Here is a 17,587-nt window from a genome sequence, read left to right as displayed (position 1 = left end):
GTGACAGAACCTCTTGTTTTGAATTATTTAAATTTCCATGTGTAGTCGATGTTGATACGCGTTTCGTTTACAGGTTTGATATTTGCTGTAGAGAGCATGTTATTGTCATAAATGGCATAGCGCGCGCGTAACCCTAGATTTTTTAACCAGCCACTCTGAACGGTGTAGCCTAAATCGAAGTCTGTTTCTCGCTCTTTCAAATTAGTTCCACCTAAGTTAGGTGCATAAATATTGTGACCTGTGGTGTAACGGGTCATAAAACGTAAACCTGGTACATAATCTTTAAAGTCATATTCATAACGGAAGCTATAGGCTTTTTCTTTTGCGTTTAAAAACTCGCCCGGCCATGTATCAATAAGTAGTCCAGTTTCACCTCCAGTCAAATATGGAAAAGCCGTATCGCCGTAATGTTGGAAGGTTCCAAAAATAAATTTATGGTTTTGATGTTTGAGTTCGAAATGTGCATGATAAAGGTCATTATCGACTAAGCCAGCTTTTGCTTGTCCGTCGTCTCGGCTGCGGTAGTAACGTAATTGTGAACTCAGGTTGGTGGTGTCATTAATTTTGTATTGGTGTAATGCACCCACCATGGTTTGGTTATAAAGATCATCAACATCCATATAAAAAGCGGTAAGCTTGAGTGTAGGATCAAACTGATAGTTTCCACCTAAATAATAAAGGCCGCTCGTCTCAGCACTTTTGTATCGACCATTTACCCCAGAAATTTTAATTTTTTCATAGTTGGTTGAATCTCTTTGATTTACCTTATCGATATAGGCAGCTTGTAAGTCGAAATCTTTAATATCTTTACTGGTGAGTGAAATTCCTCGATAGGTTTGGGGAAGCAATCGAGCAGGTGAAGCCACTAAAACAGGGTTCATTGGCATTAGGGTACCAATGCGTAGTTCAGTTTGACTCATTTTAGCTTTTGCTGTGATGCCAATTTCTCCATAAGAGTCTGCCGGTTCATTGGTACGCGTGTCTCTAGGTAAATTGCCTGTACCTGCGTATTTGGCGCTTGCATCTAGTTTAAAACCTGCTGTTGCCAGTACATCTAACCCAAAACCAACGGTTCCTTCGGTATAGCCTGAATTGGCTTTGAGAATAAACCCTTGTGTCCAGTCCCTCGCTGCTGGATAAGTTGATGGGACTTGATAGTCTCGGTCAAAGTAGAAATTTCGTGTGGTGAGTTCTACTGAACTGTTATCAATAAAATTGCCAGCCCACACTGAACTTGAGAGCATAAGGGTAGAGTACATCCATAATTTCGACATAGCATTTCTTCCTGAAATAACATTTTTTTGTTTTAAACAAGGCATAGTTGTTGTGTCTGCCTTGTTTGGTTTTTAAATCGAATTATTTTCCGAGCAGTTCTCGGGCCACGATTTCTTTCATAATTTCATTGGTTCCCCCATAAATTTTTTGTACCCGCGCATCGACAAAAAAGCGTGAAATCGGATATTCCTGCATGTAACCGTAGCCACCAAAAAGCTGGAGTAATTGGTCAATCACTTCACATTGGACATCGGTAATAAAGCACTTCAGTGCGGCAACTTGAGTGACGCTTAACAGGTGTTGTTGATATAGAGCCGCACATTGGTCTACAAAGGCTTGGGCGGCTTTCGCTTTGATTTGCGCGTTTGCCAGCACAAAGCGTGTGTTTTGCATTTGACTTAACGGTTGTCCGAAAGCTTTACGTTCCAGTACATAGTCTTTGGTGATTTCAATAGCCCCCAAAATCGACCCCAAAGCCATCATAGAAATGCTCAAACGCTCACGCGGTAACTCTTGCATTAAATAAGCAAAGCCTTGTCCTTCTTCACCCAAACGCTGAGTTGCAGGCACACAAACATCATCAAAAAATAGTTCGGCTGTATCTTGGGCATGGAGTCCGATTTTTTGTAAGGAACGGCCTTTTTTAACGCCATCTAAAGCAGCATCAACTAGAAAAATCGAAATGCCTTTTGCTTTAGCTTGCGGATCAGTTTTCGCAACCAGAATGATCAGATCGGCATGCAAACCATTTGAAATAAAAGTTTTTGAACCATTAATACGGTAATGATCATTTTCTAAAATCGCTTGAGTGCGTATGGCCTGTAAGTCTGAACCAGCATTCGCTTCGGTCATGGCAATTGCAGTGACGACTTCACCTGTCACCATTTTCGGTAACCAATAACGTTTTTGCTCTTCAGTTCCAATATTTTGCAGGTAAGGAGAGACCAACTCATTTTGCCCGCCAATGGCAACCGCTAAAGATGCAAAACCAGCTTGAGCAGTTTCATGAACCAACATGAGTGAGTAGTGCACAGGAGCACCGTAGCCACCATATTCTTCGGGTACATCGACGCACAAAAAACCATTCTCCCCAAGACGAAGCCATAGATCACGTGGGATAAGGCCATCGTGTTCCCACTGTTCATAATACGGGGCAACCTGTTCTTTTAAGAACCTGCGATAGCTATCTCGAAATAGTTCAAATTCTGTATCGTGTGGCATGTTGAACCTTTTTTTAGGCAAAAGTGAGTCTAAGGCCCAAACTAAAGTTTGAGCTTCTTTTTCTATTTCAATTGCTTATTGCTTTAAGGTAGGCACCCGTATAATCAGCGGGTTATCAGTCTGCTTTTGATAAAGTTCATCAATTAAAGCGGCTCGACGTTTCGTAATACTGCTTTGATTGAGGTTGCCTTTATCGGTCACTTCGCCTGCATCGAGTTGAGGCGGCTCGGTCATTAAATAAAGCATTGAGACTGTATTTGAACTGCCAGTCGCATCTTTATTAAAGGTCGTTAAAAATTGGCGGAACCATTGCTGGACTTTAGGGTGTTGCAATATCTCTATTGCAGAATGTTCACCAAGCTTAAGGCCAGCATATTGAGCACACGCTTCTAATTTTGGAAAAATCAAAAAACCAACCGCATTCAGGTTTGAACCTGTAATGCAGACATCTTGAATCAGTAAGTTACCTTGAATGAGCACTTTGTTGCGTAGTGTGCCCACATTCACAAAAGTGCCTGTATTGAGTTTAAAGTCTTCGGCAATTCGTCCGTCGTACATCAGGCCTTTGGTTGGATCATTGACATCGACCAAACGAACGGCATCGCCTGTATGGAAAAAGCCTTCATCGTCAAATACAGTGCTTTGTTGGTCTGCCTTTAAACGCCAATAACCTTTCATGACATGTTTGCCACGAACACAAAACTCAAGTTTGTCACCACATGGCACTAGCTTGATTTCGCAGCCGGGAGCAGGGTAGCCAATAAAGCCAGCCATTACGCGTGGACCAGTTGTAAAAGCACAAGAGGGAGCAGTTTCAGTCATGCCCAAGCCGCTCATAATGCGAATTTTTTCTCCGCAATGTTGCTGAGCAATTTTATCGAGTCTGTTCCAGCCCGCTTCTGAAAGCGCTGCACCTGCAAAGAATAAAATTTTAACTTTGGCAAAAAAGCGGTCTCTTAATTCTTCATCTTTTTCTAAAGCTTCGGTAAGTTCTTCCCAGCCTTTTGGCACATTTAAATAAACGGTTGGAGAAATTTCTTTCAGATTGCGAATGGTTTCGTCAAATTTTCCTGCAACGGGTTTACCGTCATCAATGTAAATGGTACCGCCGTTATAGAGTGCAATGCCGACATTATGACTGCCGCCAAATGTGTGGTGCCAAGACAGCCAGTCGAGTAGGACAGGCGGCGTTTCTTCAAACTCAGGGAAAGTTTGTAATAACATTTGCTGATTAACACACAGCATTAAATGCGTGGTCGGTACAGCTTTAGGTAATTTGGTTGAACCTGACGTAAATAGGAATTTGGCAATCTGGTTTTCATCAAGGGTTTGGTAAAACTCTTGAACATTTGAAACCGGCGTATCTAAAAGCGATTGAAAAGATGTGCAGATCTGATCGCCCACAATCCCTTTATTGGTCACCACTTCAATGTCAGGTGTAATACATGCCTGAATCGCTTTGGCAAAAGCTTGTCCATCGCTGGCATAGACCATACCAGGTGTGAGCACTTCAAACACATGTTTGAGTTTGCCGAAGTCTTGAGAAATAAGAGAGTAGGCAGGGGAAATAGCAGAGAAAGGTACACCCGCCAGCATAGCAGCCATAGACAGCGTTAAATGTTCGAGATCATTACCACTTAAAATAACGAGTGGTCGTTCTTGGCTTAAATTACGGTCATGTAATGCCTGAGCAATGTGCCATGCACGTTGTAAAACTTCTGCATAACTCAGTTTGACCCATTCGCCTTGAGCATTGCGTTTCGCTGCAAAAATATGGTCTGGTTTGGTTTGTGCAAAATGAATTAACCGATCTGTCAGTTTTTGTGGATACGGTTTTAATTGCTCTTTTGGGCTGATATAGAGCGTGTCATCTTTGTGGTGATAATGAATATCATGTTGCCCTAATTTTACGAACCGTTCGCGGTCTTGTGATTGAGTGGCATTCATTTGCATTTCTTTCACTCCATGGGAAGCGCATCACTGCGCTTTATTTTTTGCATCATGCAATTTTTATTTAATATGTTGTTTTCCGCATTACCCTGACTAAATCGGGTAATGACGTGATTGGGTTTGAATGGTAATCCAGCGTAGTTCGGTAAATTCGGCAACAGAGACTTTACTACCAAAACGTCCGTAACCACTCGATTTTGTTCCGCCAAATGGCATTTGAGCTTCGTCATGTACGGTTGCGCCGTTAATATGACAAATACCCGAATCAATCTGTTTAGCCACTTCTAATGCCTGTGAAATATTTTGGCTAAACACTGCTGAAGACAGACCAAACTCGCTGTCATTTGCCAGTGCTACGCCTTCTTCAATGCTTGAAAAACGTTGAACTGTGCATACAGGTCCAAATGATTCTTCGCGGTAAAGCAACATGTCAGGTTTAATATTGAGCACCAGTGTCGGTTGCATGGTGGTGTCTTCAATATGAATGCCTAAAGGTAAGTCAGCCCCTTTGTTTTGAGCATCTTCCAATAAATGCTGAATACGTTTCGCAGCACGGCGACTTTCCAAAACACCCAATACATTGTCTTTTGAAGTTGGATTACCTGCTTGAATAGAGCGGGTTTTCTCAATCAGTTTTTCAATAAATTGGTCGGCAATATTGTCTTGAACCAAAACACGTTCGGTCGACATACAAATTTGCCCCTGATTAAAGAATGCTCCAAAAGCGACTGCATTTACGGCTTCATTAATGTCAGCTTCATTTAAAACCACGACAGGGGCTTTACCACCCAATTCAAGTAAAACAGGTTTTAAATACTTAGCAGCAGTCTCGGCAATAATTTTTCCGACTTTGGTTGAACCCGTAAAATTAATACGCTTCACTGCTGGATGAGAAACTAAACACTCAACGATTTGTGGTGCATCTTCGGCGGCATGCGTAATTACATTTACCACACCTTCACCTAAACCTGCTTCATGTAACACTTCACCAATGAGACGATGTGTTGCTGGACAAGCTTCTGAGGCTTTTAACACTACCGTGTTACCACAAGCCAAAGGCATGGCAAGCGCACGTGTTGCCAAAATGACAGGCGCATTCCAAGGAGCAATCCCTACAATCACACCACAAGGAACTCGCACACCCATTGCAAGATTACCCGGCACATCTGACGGAATTAAGCTTCCGTCAATTTGTGTGGTCATGGCCGCGGCTTCACGTAACATGTTTGCAGCAAGGTGAACGTTAAACCCATACCATGTCGCAGTTGAACCGGTTTCTTGCATTCCAGTTTCAATGAATTGCTCGGTTTTTTGGTCCATTAAATCGGCTGCTTTTAATAAGCGTAAGCGACGTTCGGTAGGTGAGAGTTTCGACCATACTTTAAAAGCTTGTTGTGCCGAATCGATGGCACGGTCAACATCTTCCAATGTTGCTGCAGCAGCTTTACTTGCCACCGATCCATCAATAGGACTGATACGCTCAAAAGTTGCCTGATTTGATGCATCAACAGATTGACCGTGAATAAGTAACTGTACATTTTGCATGGGTTGTGTCCTTACATTGCCATTAGAGAATCAAAAGTTAACCAGTACGTTTATAGCTCTGTAAACCCGGTTTAATTGATTTTTCATCTAAAAATTGTTTCAAACCTTCTTGGCGACCATTTTCTGTATCGCGGTGGATACATTGATCAAGTTTGGCATATAAGTAATCTTCGTTTTGATCCCAAGTCAGTTCACGACAACGCTTAAATCCATTTTTAGCGGTACGAAGAACCACAGGGTTTTTCTCAAGTAGACAGTTTGCAAGCTCAGTCACTTCTGCTTTTAACTGTTCAAGCGGCACGCTTTTATTTACCAAGCCCATCGTTTCAGCTTCTTTACCAGTAAAGGTTTTACCCGTCATGATGTAGTACAAAGAGGCACGGTGACCAACAGTGTCTGCCATTGCTTTGCTTACAAGGTTACCCGGTGGGATACCCCAGTTAATTTCAGATAAACCGAAAGTTGCTTCATCTGCTGCAATTGCGAGGTCACAAGCCACTAAAGGTGAGAAACCGCCTCCAAAGCACCAGCCGTTGACCATAGCAATGGTTGGTTTTGAATACATACGAAGAAGTTGCCACTGCCAGCGACAAGAGTCACGGCGAATACGTTCTTGAAAAATTTCAGGCTGAGTATCGACTTCACGGAAATATTCTTTCAAATCCATACCCGCTGTCCAAGAGTCACCAGCACCCGTCAAAACTAAAACACGCGCATCTTGATCAAGCTCAAGCGTTTCGAGCACATCAATCATTTCGCGATTGAGTGTTGGGCTCATGGCATTTTTCTTTTCTGGGCGGTTTAGGGTGACCCATGCAATTCCATCTTCAACTTTAACATCTACTGTTTCCCAGCGGTTTTCATAACTCATCTTCATACTCCTTGAATGATTTTTTGCTGTTCTGGGATTTAATTTAATATCAGTTAAACTTACATTCAAGTCTTTTTTATAAAATTTCATAAATATTTTATAATTCATTGTATTTTAAATATTAATTAATTTTATTGTTGATTTAACATAAAAATATGTTGATTTTTTAGTAAGTTTAACTGATATTTTTTGGTGTGTTTAAACAATAATACACAAAGGGCTAAATGGAACGACTAGTCAATAAGGGATAACACAATGGAAAAGATATTAGGACAGTCTGCAAGGGCAAAAATCACGTTGCTATTATGCTTTGCAATAGCAATTTTTGAAGGTTTTGATCTTCAGTCAATGGGGGTAGCCGCTCCACGAATGCGGGCTGAGTTTATGTTGGACAATGGCCAGATGGCGTGGGCATTTAGTGCTGCAATTTTAGGAACACTACCAGGTGCTATATTAGGCGGTAGATTTGCCGATATTGTCGGGCGTAAGAAAATTCTGATTTTTAGTATTTTACTTTTTGGAATTATGTCTTTGCTAACGGCTTATGCTGCTAACTTTAGTTTGCTGTTACTCATTCGTTTTTGTACTGGTTTAGGAATGGGTGGGGCACTTCCAATGATGATTACACTGGCATCTGAAGCTGTACCTGATAAATATAAAGGTACCGCGGTAAGTATTATGTATAGCGGTATTCCTTTTGGTGGATTACTTACTTCTGTAGTTGCCATGTCGTTGGCTGGCGACGCAGAGTGGCGTCATATTTTCTATATTGGTGGGATTGCGCCAATTTTACTCATTCCACTGATTATGCGCTTTTTACCTGAGTCAAATGATTATTTACAACGTAAAGGTCAAGCGCAAAAAACGACGCCATTCTTGGAAGTTTTATTTGCCAAAGAGCGTCGTATGTCGACGATTCAACTTTGGGTAAGTTTTTTCTGTACGCTCGTTGTACTGTATTTCTTATTGAATTGGTTGCCGTTACTGATGGGCGCGCAAGGCTTATCGAAACTTCAGGCAAACTATGTGCAGATGGGTTACAACGTTGGCGGAATTTTAGGTTCAATCCTCATGGGTGTATTACTTGATAAATTACGAATGAGCTTTGTGATTAAGCTAATTTATCTTGGCATTCTATTCTCGCTTTGCTGCTTGGCAATTTCTCCGACCGTGGCTTTACTTGCACTTTCGGCAGTGGGTTGTGGTTTATTTATTGTGGGCGGACAATCGGCATTATACGGTCTGGCTGCCATGTATTATCCAACCGAAATGCGTGGAACTGGTGTGGGTTCAGCAGTTGCAATTGGCCGTATTGGTTCTTTTGCAGGGCCTTTAATGGCAGGATTTTTACTCTCGCTTGGACAAAGCTCGACCATTGTAATTGGTTCAAGCATTCCAGTGATTTTAATTGCAGCGATCTCTGCATTACTTCTTGTCAAAAAACCTAAACAGCCTGTACATTTAGTACAAAGCTCAGGTGCTCGCTAAGTTTTAACGAAAGTATGGGGTAGATCCTCATACTTTCACTACAGATTTTCTTATGATGATTGAAAGGTTATGGTACGTTCGAATTCAGTTCCAAAAAAAGTAGAAGATGAGCCTAAGTTAAGTTACATGATTGCTCGTGTTGACCGAATTATTAGTAAACATTTAACAGAGCATTTAAAAGAGCTTGAAATAACCTTACCGCAATTTACTGCACTTTCTGTTTTAGCCTCAAAAAGTAATGTATCCAATGCCAAGCTTGCTGAGCGCTCTTTTATTAAGCCGCAATCAGCCAACAAAATTTTGCAAGATTTATTAGTCAATGGTTGGATTGAGAAAAAACCAGACCCAACACATGGCCGCCGTATTTTAATTACCTTGACTGAAAGCGGTGTTGATAAGCTAAATAAATGCAATGAAGTGGTTTTAAAAGTTGAAGAAAAAATGCTTGAAGGCATTGATATTAACTTGGCTTATTTAATTCGCAATAATCTCGATATTATGGTCAATAATCTTAAAAACCTTTAATTGAATGTGGTTTGTAAATTAATTTTTTAAAATCTACAGAAATGCTTAAGCACTGATTCACACAGAAAATTTATTTCATTTTGCAAATGAACTTGCTAGCATCGAAGAGACGTTTTTGGTGATGTGTGGCAGCGAATGTCTTCAGGACAACAAGTTTTACTAAAACTAAGAAAAATGATTATTTCAGGGGAACTTGAAGGCGGTGCCAGAATTGCCGAGATTCCTACTGCTGAGTTACTTGGTGTTTCAAGGCAGCCTGTTCGTATTGCCTTTCGGTTGCTCGAACAAGAAGGTCTCCTCATTAAAAACCCAACTCGTGGTTATACTGTTCGTGAAATTTCAGAACAACTTGTTCATGATGCGCTTGAAGTGCGCGGTGTGCTTGAAGGGTTGGCTGCGAAAACTTTGGCAGAACAAGGCTTAAGTGAAGAGCAGAAAAAGACGCTGCAACATTGCATTCAAGAAACTGAAAAACTATTTAATGATAAAGACGAGTTTGGCGATGCTGAATTAGAACGTTATCACCATTTTAACGTCATTTTTCATGACACCATTATTGAGGGTGCGCAAAACGTCGCACTCATACAAGCCTTAGCAAAAAACAACCAATTGCCGATGGCTTCTGCTCAAGCCATTACCTATGACCAGAACCAAGCTTTGTCGGAATATCGCCGTTTGCACTATGCACATTTGCAGCATTGTTCGATTTTTGATGCGTTGGTACATCGTCAGGCAGGGCGTGCTGAAACCTTAATGCGTGAGCACAGTAGCGTGGTAATTTTAGGTGAAACGCTAAGAAATGTTCTCAGCGCTTAAGCTGAAATAAGTTCCTTTATATTTGAATAAAGGAACTCAAAAATTAAAGCTCAATCACAAGATTTTTAGTTTTTGCACGAGAACAGCAGGGCGTAAATTGGTCGTTCAAAGCATGTTCCTCATCGGTCATGAACATATCTCGATGATCAGGTGTGCCTTCTATAACGCGAGTAATACATGTGCCACAAATACCTTGTTCACACGAAACAGGAATATCAAAACCATTTGCAATTAATGCCTCAGTAGCAGTTTGCTCTGGTAGTACTTCAATTCGACGGCCCGTACCTTTAACTTCAATAGTAAAAGCTTCATCGTTAGACGTATCTACTTTTTGAGCGACAAAATGCTCTTGATGTAACTGTTCGCTATGCCAACCTGCTTGTTCGGCCGAGCTCATGACAAACTGCATAAACCCTGTCGGACCGCATACATATAAGTGTCTATCTGGTGAAGCTTGGCCTAAAACCTCTGCCATATTACATTCGGTGTCGGGTTGGTCTTGAATATGAAAATGAACTTGGTCACCAAAGTGCTCGGTTAAGTTGCCATAGAAAGCAATCATTTCATGACTACGAACAAAGTAGTGCAGTTCGAAAGGTATATTGGCCGACTTAAGACGATACGCCATCGACAAAATAGGGGTAATACCAATACCACCAGCAAATAAAACTGCCTGTTTGGTTTGAGGATGAATCTCAAATAAATTGCGTGGTTCACCAATCTTTAAATGGTCGCCTTCACAATATTCGGTGTGAATGCAACGTGAGCCACCGCGTGAATTGGCATCATGTAAAACGCCAATCACATAACGATGCTTTTCAGTGCAGCAGTTTGAAAGTGAATATTGGCGGGTGAGACCGTTTTTCAGGTGCACATCAATATGAGCGCCTGCTTCAAAACTTGGCAGCGCTGTACCATTTGCCGCAACCAATTCAAAAGCACGAATGGTCGGGGTAAGCTGGTGAATTTTCTGAATAATAACGTCCATGTTCATACTCCTTTAAATAATCCGAATGTTTGGAAACTTCTGTGCGGATGTTTCAGGAGGTGTTTTATTTTCTTCGGCAAGCAGTCGCTCAATCACCTTACGAGACTGGACACCGCCTGCGTCGATGTTGAGCATGAGTAACTTGCGATGTGGGTTGTTTAAAATATTTTGTTGTTGTTGCTCAAGCATTTCTAAATCTTCAGTAAAGATTTTGCCTTGGCCTTCACGAATTTGATCGGTGAGTTCAGCATTGTCAGGTTGGAAGTTACGTGCCATTCCCCAGAAATACCAATGTGAAGTTTCAGTCTCTGGCGTAATAAAATCAACTACGATTGAGGAAACTTTTTTGTCTTTCGGTGCGTAATAACCGCCATGTCCAGCATGTGCGACACCCACTTCAATGTGAACATTACTTGGTGCAAAGAAGTGGCAACGTTGCCAGCGGTCAACAGGTACATCATCAGCCAAATGATTGCCGCGAAGGGCCATTTGCCAAAATGGAGGTGCAATCACATTTTCCATGTAGCGTTCGGTAATGACATGATCACCATCAACTTTAGTGACTGGTAATGATTCATCAATTTCTTTTTGTCCGATGCTGCTTGAGTGAACATAGGTCTCGTGGGTTAAATCCATCAGGTTATCGACCATCAAACGATAGTCGCACTGAATGTGAAACAGGCCTCCACCATAGCTCCATTCAGGATGATCTGCCCATTCTAAAGTTGGCAGTTTTGCTTCATCTGCTAAAGCTTTTTCACCTGGCCATACCCAAATAAAGCCGAACTTTTCAACAACTGCATATGCTTTGTTGCAAGGGAAACCGTTTACACGTTGAGCTGGCATTGAAACAGTTTTTCCGTCACAGCCCATAACTAAGCCATGATATCCACACACAAGGTTGCCATCTTCGACATAACCAAGTGAAAGTGGGGCGCCGCGATGGGGGCAAAAATCTTCAACGGCTGCGACTTGGTTTTCTTTACCGCGATAAAAAACAATTTTTTCACCACAAATAGTGCGACCTAATGGTTTGTCTTGGATTTCTTCTGGACGGCAGGCAACATACCAAGCATTTTTAATAAACATTGTGACGACTCCTTATCACTTATTGGATCCAATTTATAATAAATAAAAATATTGGTCAATTGATAAGCAGTATATTTTTTAAAAAATATTGATCTTTGAATTTGGTTTTTTGTATATTTTTAATTGCTATTAAAGACTTTTGTATTTACTTTGAATTTTAGAGGCTAAATTTTTATTCATCTTGATTTGGATCCATAATGGCCATGGTTAAGCCATTATGGGAGTGTAAAGATTTAGAAATTAACCGTGTAATGAAGCATCATGCGCTGTTCATCCAGACTTTTGCCATGTTTGGTGTCGTAGTTAATATTTAAGAAAAGAAACTTAAGATTTTTAATCCAAGCATTTAGGTCGTACTGAATCAACACATCACTTTCTTGCTCAAAATCATTTTGATTCATAGTTTGAAATGAATCGCCATAAATATATTTATAGGTCACTTTTAGACCCTTGATATAGTCTTTAAAGTCATACGAGGCAACGAAATGATACGACTTTTCGTCTGCTTTGGTAAACGCGCCTAAGGTCCAGTTCACCATATGGGGGATGGGCATATTATCGAGTTTTGGAATACCATCTTTGCCAAAGTTTTCTTGGTAGCCAATTCCAGTTGTAAAGTTGCCATGTTTGATGAAATGCATGGCCCCTACAGATGTATTGTCATATTCACCAAGCTTTGATTTGCCGATATCGTCGTGGCGAAACACACGTAATTTTGTGGTGTGCTGTTTTGTCCATTGATAATCAAAAGCAAAGTAACTTTGATTGATGAGATCTGTTAAGTAACCATTATAAAATTTCCAATTATATTGAGGCATTTTCCCATCCCATTGGAAAAAGTAAAGCCCATCAGATTCATGTTTTGAGATGGCAAGTTTGTAGTAGTCCTCCTCATTTTTGGGTGAATAACGGTTAATCAAACCTAGCTCGAAATTTTGTTGCGGTGTCTTATATTTTAATTCCAAGCCTTTATAGTTCACCCGTAATTGATGTGTATCCACTTGTGGCGTAAGTGGTGAATCGGGAGTGATTTCACCTACATTCATGCGAAAGTTTTGATATTCAACTCCAGCTCCTAAGCCATATTTAACTTGGTCTTGTGCTTGTTTCTTGGTGTTAGGGTCAAAGGGTATGACCATATCATTGGTGTGTTGGTCGTGACTTAGGCGATATGCATATTGGATGCTTGGATTGAGGTGTAGCTGAATATCATTAAGCTTGGTTGACCAGTCACCACGATAAATCAGACCTTGGCTCAAGCTATGAGTATCGGGACTAGTACTATTTTCATATTGTCTGTCGAAGTTGAATGTTTTTAGTGTCAGCATATTTTGAAAATTAACATCTACTTCACTATGAGCTAAACAGCAGGCAAGGGTTGTCCCTGAGAAGAAAATCCCATAAATAAAAATATGCTTCATTTTTAAATCCGTTTAAAAGCGTTTTACTGTTCTAAATCCGACATGGCTAGTTGCAAGGTCGAGTTCCTGTGGATGCCTCGCGGCAGCACGATAACGCGCGCAATAGTTGGTAGCGCATAAATAAGATCCACCTTTAATCGTGTATTGCAAAATCTGTTCGTGACTTTGCCGATATTTCGATGGATCTCCCATATGATGATCTCTTGGTCCTGTGTAGGGTGTTTGCGTCCATTCCCATACATTGCCAATCAAGTCGTATAAGCCAAATGGGTTTTTACTAAAACAACCAACAGGGGCAACATCCTTAAAACCATCTTCCTGAATGTTTTTATAAGGAAATTCGCCTTGCCAGAAATTGGCTACAATATGGCCTTCATGGGTAGGGCCAATATCGGAATTTTGCTGAAAACCTTTGGCTGCATATTCCCACTCAAGCTCAGTCGGTAAGTCATGACCTAGCCAGTTCGCATAAGCATAGGCATCATTCCATGTCACCATGCGAACAGGCTCATGAGGCGCGGGGTGTTCAGGGTTGTTTAAGCCCCATGGATGTTTCCAATTGGCCCCTTTTTCAAACTTCCACCACTGTAATTCTTCAACTGGATGATCTGGTTGTACAAACATAGCTGCGCCGCCTTGCTTCTCTGCATCGCTGACATAACCCGTTTGTTTAACAAACTCTTGAAATTGAGCATTGGTGACTTCAGTCGTATCAATTAAAAAAGCGGGAACTGAGGTTGCCTGTAAGTTTAATGGGCGTTCATCTTCATAACCTTGTGTGGTGCCTAAAACAATTTTTCCTTGCGGAAGCTTGACCATGCCTGCTTCTTTATTTTTAGGCCAACCCGAAGGAAGGCCCGAATAAGAATTACATTTAGCTTTGCTGCCTAAGTCGGGCAAGGTGGTCTGTTGTAGTTGAGACGTGGTTTTTTGGCATGCACAAAGTAAGAGGAAAGATGAAAGCATTATGATTTGTTTCATCTGATTTTCTCTACTTTTTGTTGTATTGCTCAAAATCCACAACACCATTTTCATCAGCATATCTTAAATATTTGTCATTTAAGACTTTAACGATTTCAGGATGTTCTGCGTAAACATTATGTTGTTCATTAAAATCTGTTTTTAAATTGTAGAGTTCCCAACCATGGCTCTTAAATTTAGAAGGTGAGTTTTCAATAAGTTTCCATTCGTCAGTTTTAGCGTAGCGGCTGCCATGTAATTCTTTAAAGTCATAATAATTAACAGGACGAATACGGGCAGTATTATCTTTAAACGCAGGGATCAGACTAAAACCAGATGGTTTGATTTTGGTGCTTGAAGTTGGATAAACCTGATTATTTTGAATACCTGCTAGCTCCATCACAGTGGGGAATATATCTCTGACTGTTGCAAAGTTATTGTTGATTCCATGTTGTTTAGAAATCTGAACAGGTGATTTAACGATAAATGGAACTCGTACTCCGCCTTCTGAAGCAGCTGACTTCCAATGGGTAAATGGTGTGCTGCTCACTTCGGCCCAGCGTGGCCCCATGTAAACATATGAGCTGGCATTGCCTATATTTTCATAGCGATTGTCGGCATCACCCATTGGGAAATTATGATCACCACCTTCAGCGCCGTTATCTGACATAAACACAATCAAAGTGTTGTCATATAAATGATGCTTTTTAAGATATTGAATGACATCACCCACACGGTCGTCTAACTGGGTAACCATGCCCGCATAAACTTCCATTTTGCGCGCTTCGTATTTGCGCTCTTGTGATGTCAGTTCATTCCAGCTTTTAGTGCCTAAAGCTTGGTTACCACGCTCGACTGGGTATTCTGCATTTGCAGGAATTAATCCTAGTTGCTTTTGTCTCTCAAAGCGTTGTTTTCGAATAGCATCGTAGCCTTGATCGTATTTACCTTTATATAAGTCTCTATAATGAGTAGGTGCTTGTAGTGGCCAGTGTGGAGCGGTATAGGCTAGGTAGGCAAAAAATGGTTTTTGCGCTTTATTTTTGTCTAAATACTCAAACGCTTTTTGTGTAAAAAAATCGGTCGAATAGTAGTTATCAGGCAGTGTGACTTTTTGACCATTTTCTGTGTATTGGGTATTACGCGGATAGTTTTTAGGCTGGTCTTTAAAGTGTAAATCGAAGCCATCGAGCAGAGCAAAAGATTGATCAAAACCACGGGCTTTAGGGTTTTGTTCGGGAGCATAGCCTAAGTGCCATTTACCGACCATGAAGGTGTAATAATCTTTTGTCTTTAAAATCTCTGCGAGTGTGTAAGCATTTTGAGTTAAGTGCCCTGAATAGCCATCAATTTTGAGGAGTGCACGCGGGCTATCGGCTCCAACCAATTTTTCTTGTCGTTTTGACGTTTCATACATCGCTCCTAAACCCACCAAGTGGTTATCTGCACCTGTCATAAGCTGTGCACGGGTAGGTGAACACATTGATGAAGCATGAAAATTAAAAAGCATTTTTCCTTGCTTTAATAGGCTATCAATATGAGGGGTTTTAATTTCGCCGCCATAAGCACCAATATCTGAAAACCCAAGATCATCGGCCAAAATAATCATGATATTGGGTGGTTGTTGATTTTTTGGAGGTGCTGCTTGCGCTGTGTAAAACAACTGGCTGGCAAAAAAAAGTCCCAATGTAAGCTGACTTACTCTTTTGAGTTTCATAACGACAATCCTTTGAAGTTTCTAAATGCATCTTGCATTTCCTAGAAATAAACTGAGCTTTTTTGGCTAAAAAATGCTCTGGAATCGATCATAATAGATTTTTTAATATGGATCCATAAAAATATTCAAGCATTCTAATTTTATGTTTTTAATAATTTTATACTTATATAATTTATGTGTTTATATACTTTTTAATAATCGATTTATAATTTTAGTTGATTTTTTGGATCCAAATATTCAGTATAGAAAAAGAGCAGGATGCTCAAAAAATAAATATTCCTCTAGGTCATTATGGATACGGATGTGCATAACCACCCAATCGCTTATATCAGCAATGTCGTGTGTATGTCTTATCCAAGGGAGATACACAAATGGAAAGAGATGTTCTAAGTGAGATCAATCAAAACAACATGAGCCGTTACCAATGGTTCGTCATTTTGATCTGTATTTGTCTCAATATTATTGATGGCTTTGACGTGATGGTAATGGCATTTACTGCTCCATCCGTGTCAGCAGAATGGTCACTTTCAGGCGCACAAATAGGCTTGTTGTTAAGTGCAGGCCTTTTTGGGATGGCTGCTGGTTCCATTTTTCTAGCGCCTTTAGCCGATAAAATCGGTCGCCGTTTACTCATCTTAGTTTGTCTTGTCATTGCAGGTCTGAGCATGTTGGGCTGTGCTTTTGTACAAAGCCACGGCATGTTGGCAGCACTTCGGTTTATTACCGGAACTGGGGTGGGTGGCATCCTTGCGAGTAGTAATGTACTGGCAAGTGAATATGCCAATGCACGTTGGCGCAGTCTTGCTGTGAGCTTAATGTCTACCGGTTATGGAATTGGTGCGACACTTGGTGGAGTACTATCATTGGCATTGATTGAGCATTTGGGTTGGCGTTCAATCTTTTTAGCAGGTGGCATTACTACCATTGCAATGCTGCTAATCAGCGCATGGTTATTACCAGAATCTTTAGATTACTTACTCGCGAAACGACCAAAACAGGCATTAGAACGAATTAATGCAACTGTAAATCGTATGGGGCTAAACGAATTACCAGTTATGCCGCATTATGAAAAACTCAGTACGCAAAATGGTAGTGAACTAGGCAAACTATTTGCTGGACAACTTGGATTTCAAACACTTTGTTTGTGGTTTGCATTCTTTTTAGTGATGTTTGGCTTTTACTTTGTGATGAGCTGGACACCAAAAATTCTTATTTCAATGGGGATGTCGCCACACCAAGGTGTAAGTACTGGCATTTTAATTAGTATTGGCGGGATTTTCGGGGCAGCCATTATTGGTTTATTAGCATCACGCATGAAAATTTTCTATGCCTTAAGTCTATTTTTAGGGCTAACCTCGGCATGTGTTTTTCTATTTGTCGCAGTCTCATCTCAAGTCAGTATTGCACTCATGGTGGGGTTATTACTTGGTACACTTATTAATGGCTGTGTAGCAGGTTTATATTCGATTTCTCCAACAATTTATGATGCTGAAGTCCGTAGTCGTGGCGTGGGATATGCAATTGGTTTTGGACGAATTGGGGCAATTTTATCGCCAACGGTTGCAGGCATTTTTCTGGATAAAGGTATAGCACCCGCAACACTGTATGCCTATTACGGTGTGGTCTTTATTTTGGCTATTTTCCTGATTTTAAGTTTGGGCAGTGCTTTTTACCGAAGTAAGAAAGAGCAAAACTACTCGCTTAAAACAGCACCTTAATCC

General features: G+C 40.7%; 14 protein-coding genes. 4 read left to right on the top strand and 10 right to left on the bottom strand.

From position 1 onward, the window contains the following. Positions 1-23: 23 nt before the first annotated feature. The 5 genes from AC056_RS02310 to AC056_RS02290 all read right to left on the bottom strand — a co-directional run bounded on the left by AC056_RS02310 (position 24) and on the right by AC056_RS02290 (position 6,868). The gene (locus AC056_RS02310; RefSeq protein WP_213033463.1) at positions 24-1,274 is read right to left on the bottom strand and encodes an OprD family porin; all 1,251 of its coding nucleotides are present in this window, start codon (positions 1,272-1,274) and stop codon (positions 24-26) included. 82 nt (positions 1,275-1,356) lie between these two features. Continuing rightward, entirely contained in the window at positions 1,357-2,496 is a 1,140-nt protein-coding gene (locus tag AC056_RS02305) for an acyl-CoA dehydrogenase family protein (RefSeq protein WP_077162616.1), read from the bottom strand. A 75-nt stretch (positions 2,497-2,571) separates the two neighbouring features. Next, positions 2,572-4,458 (bottom strand): feruloyl-CoA synthase, encoded by a 1,887-nt coding sequence (locus tag AC056_RS02300; RefSeq protein ID WP_171262114.1) that lies wholly within the window; start codon positions 4,456-4,458, stop codon positions 2,572-2,574. Positions 4,459-4,539: 81 nt separating this feature from the next. Then, complete coding sequence (locus AC056_RS02295; protein WP_077162614.1) at positions 4,540-5,991, bottom strand: aldehyde dehydrogenase; 1,452 nt, start codon at positions 5,989-5,991, stop codon at positions 4,540-4,542. A gap of 37 nt (positions 5,992-6,028) precedes the next feature. After that, positions 6,029-6,868: a p-hydroxycinnamoyl CoA hydratase/lyase gene (locus tag AC056_RS02290; RefSeq protein ID WP_171262113.1), complete on the bottom strand. Its 840-nt coding sequence runs from the start codon at positions 6,866-6,868 to the stop codon at positions 6,029-6,031. A 249-nt stretch (positions 6,869-7,117) separates the two neighbouring features. On the opposite strand from AC056_RS02290, the gene mhpT reads away from it, so the two are divergent. The 3 genes from mhpT to AC056_RS02275 all read left to right on the top strand — a co-directional run bounded on the left by mhpT (position 7,118) and on the right by AC056_RS02275 (position 9,691). Continuing rightward, positions 7,118-8,350: a 3-(3-hydroxy-phenyl)propionate transporter MhpT gene (mhpT, locus tag AC056_RS02285; RefSeq protein WP_013198528.1), complete on the top strand. Its 1,233-nt coding sequence runs from the start codon at positions 7,118-7,120 to the stop codon at positions 8,348-8,350. Between the two features lie 69 nt (positions 8,351-8,419). Further along, positions 8,420-8,875, top strand: coding sequence for a MarR family winged helix-turn-helix transcriptional regulator (locus tag AC056_RS02280; protein ID WP_077162612.1), 456 nt, complete (start codon positions 8,420-8,422; stop codon positions 8,873-8,875). 123 nt (positions 8,876-8,998) lie between these two features. After that, positions 8,999-9,691 (top strand): GntR family transcriptional regulator, encoded by a 693-nt coding sequence (locus AC056_RS02275; RefSeq protein WP_077162611.1) that lies wholly within the window; start codon positions 8,999-9,001, stop codon positions 9,689-9,691. A gap of 43 nt (positions 9,692-9,734) precedes the next feature. Here AC056_RS02275 and AC056_RS02270 read toward each other — a convergent pair whose 3' ends face one another. The 5 genes from AC056_RS02270 to AC056_RS02250 all read right to left on the bottom strand — a co-directional run bounded on the left by AC056_RS02270 (position 9,735) and on the right by AC056_RS02250 (position 15,866). After that, positions 9,735-10,679: a PDR/VanB family oxidoreductase gene (locus AC056_RS02270; protein ID WP_077162610.1), complete on the bottom strand. Its 945-nt coding sequence runs from the start codon at positions 10,677-10,679 to the stop codon at positions 9,735-9,737. A gap of 12 nt (positions 10,680-10,691) precedes the next feature. Next, positions 10,692-11,768 carry an aromatic ring-hydroxylating oxygenase subunit alpha gene (locus AC056_RS02265; protein ID WP_077162609.1) on the bottom strand — a complete coding sequence of 359 codons (1,077 nt, stop codon included), beginning with the start codon at positions 11,766-11,768 and terminating at the stop codon, positions 10,692-10,694. A gap of 233 nt (positions 11,769-12,001) precedes the next feature. Continuing rightward, positions 12,002-13,189 (bottom strand): OprD family outer membrane porin, encoded by a 1,188-nt coding sequence (locus tag AC056_RS02260; RefSeq protein WP_077162608.1) that lies wholly within the window; start codon positions 13,187-13,189, stop codon positions 12,002-12,004. Between the two features lie 12 nt (positions 13,190-13,201). Continuing rightward, on the bottom strand, positions 13,202-14,155 hold the full coding sequence (locus tag AC056_RS02255) for a formylglycine-generating enzyme family protein (protein WP_077162684.1): 954 nt from the start codon (positions 14,153-14,155) through the stop codon (positions 13,202-13,204). A gap of 25 nt (positions 14,156-14,180) precedes the next feature. Beyond that, a complete protein-coding gene (locus AC056_RS02250) occupies positions 14,181-15,866 on the bottom strand; it encodes an arylsulfatase (RefSeq protein WP_077162607.1) in 1,686 nt (561 codons plus the stop codon). Between the two features lie 371 nt (positions 15,867-16,237). Between AC056_RS02250 and AC056_RS02245 the strand changes: the two genes are divergently transcribed. Next, the gene (locus AC056_RS02245; protein ID WP_077162606.1) at positions 16,238-17,584 is read left to right on the top strand and encodes an MFS transporter; all 1,347 of its coding nucleotides are present in this window, start codon (positions 16,238-16,240) and stop codon (positions 17,582-17,584) included. The last annotated feature ends 3 nt before the right edge of the window (positions 17,585-17,587 follow it).

This window comes from Acinetobacter genomosp. 33YU, assembly GCF_001990725.1.
In the GTDB taxonomy this organism is placed as follows: domain Bacteria; phylum Pseudomonadota; class Gammaproteobacteria; order Pseudomonadales; family Moraxellaceae; genus Acinetobacter; species Acinetobacter seifertii.
Note: the sequence above shows the minus strand (reverse complement) of the source record. Positions and strands in the feature narration are given on the sequence as shown.

Bases quoted from the DNA above. Each gene is read 5' to 3' on its own strand.
- AC056_RS02310 (WP_213033463.1), bottom strand. From the start codon at position 1,274: ATGTCGAAATTATGGATGTACTCTACCCTTATGCTCTCAAGTTCAGTG.
- AC056_RS02305 (WP_077162616.1), bottom strand. From the start codon at position 2,496: ATGCCACACGATACAGAATTTGAACTATTTCGAGATAGCTATCGCAGG.
- AC056_RS02295 (WP_077162614.1), bottom strand. From the start codon at position 5,991: ATGCAAAATGTACAGTTACTTATTCACGGTCAATCTGTTGATGCATCA.
- AC056_RS02290 (WP_171262113.1), bottom strand. From the start codon at position 6,868: ATGAAGATGAGTTATGAAAACCGCTGGGAAACAGTAGATGTTAAAGTT.
- mhpT (WP_013198528.1), top strand. From the start codon at position 7,118: ATGGAAAAGATATTAGGACAGTCTGCAAGGGCAAAAATCACGTTGCTA.
- AC056_RS02280 (WP_077162612.1), top strand. From the start codon at position 8,420: ATGGTACGTTCGAATTCAGTTCCAAAAAAAGTAGAAGATGAGCCTAAG.
- AC056_RS02270 (WP_077162610.1), bottom strand. From the start codon at position 10,679: ATGGACGTTATTATTCAGAAAATTCACCAGCTTACCCCGACCATTCGT.
- AC056_RS02265 (WP_077162609.1), bottom strand. From the start codon at position 11,768: ATGTTTATTAAAAATGCTTGGTATGTTGCCTGCCGTCCAGAAGAAATC.
- AC056_RS02260 (WP_077162608.1), bottom strand. From the start codon at position 13,189: ATGAAGCATATTTTTATTTATGGGATTTTCTTCTCAGGGACAACCCTT.
- AC056_RS02255 (WP_077162684.1), bottom strand. From the start codon at position 14,155: ATGCTTTCATCTTTCCTCTTACTTTGTGCATGCCAAAAAACCACGTCT.
- AC056_RS02250 (WP_077162607.1), bottom strand. From the start codon at position 15,866: ATGAAACTCAAAAGAGTAAGTCAGCTTACATTGGGACTTTTTTTTGCC.
- AC056_RS02245 (WP_077162606.1), top strand. From the start codon at position 16,238: ATGGAAAGAGATGTTCTAAGTGAGATCAATCAAAACAACATGAGCCGT.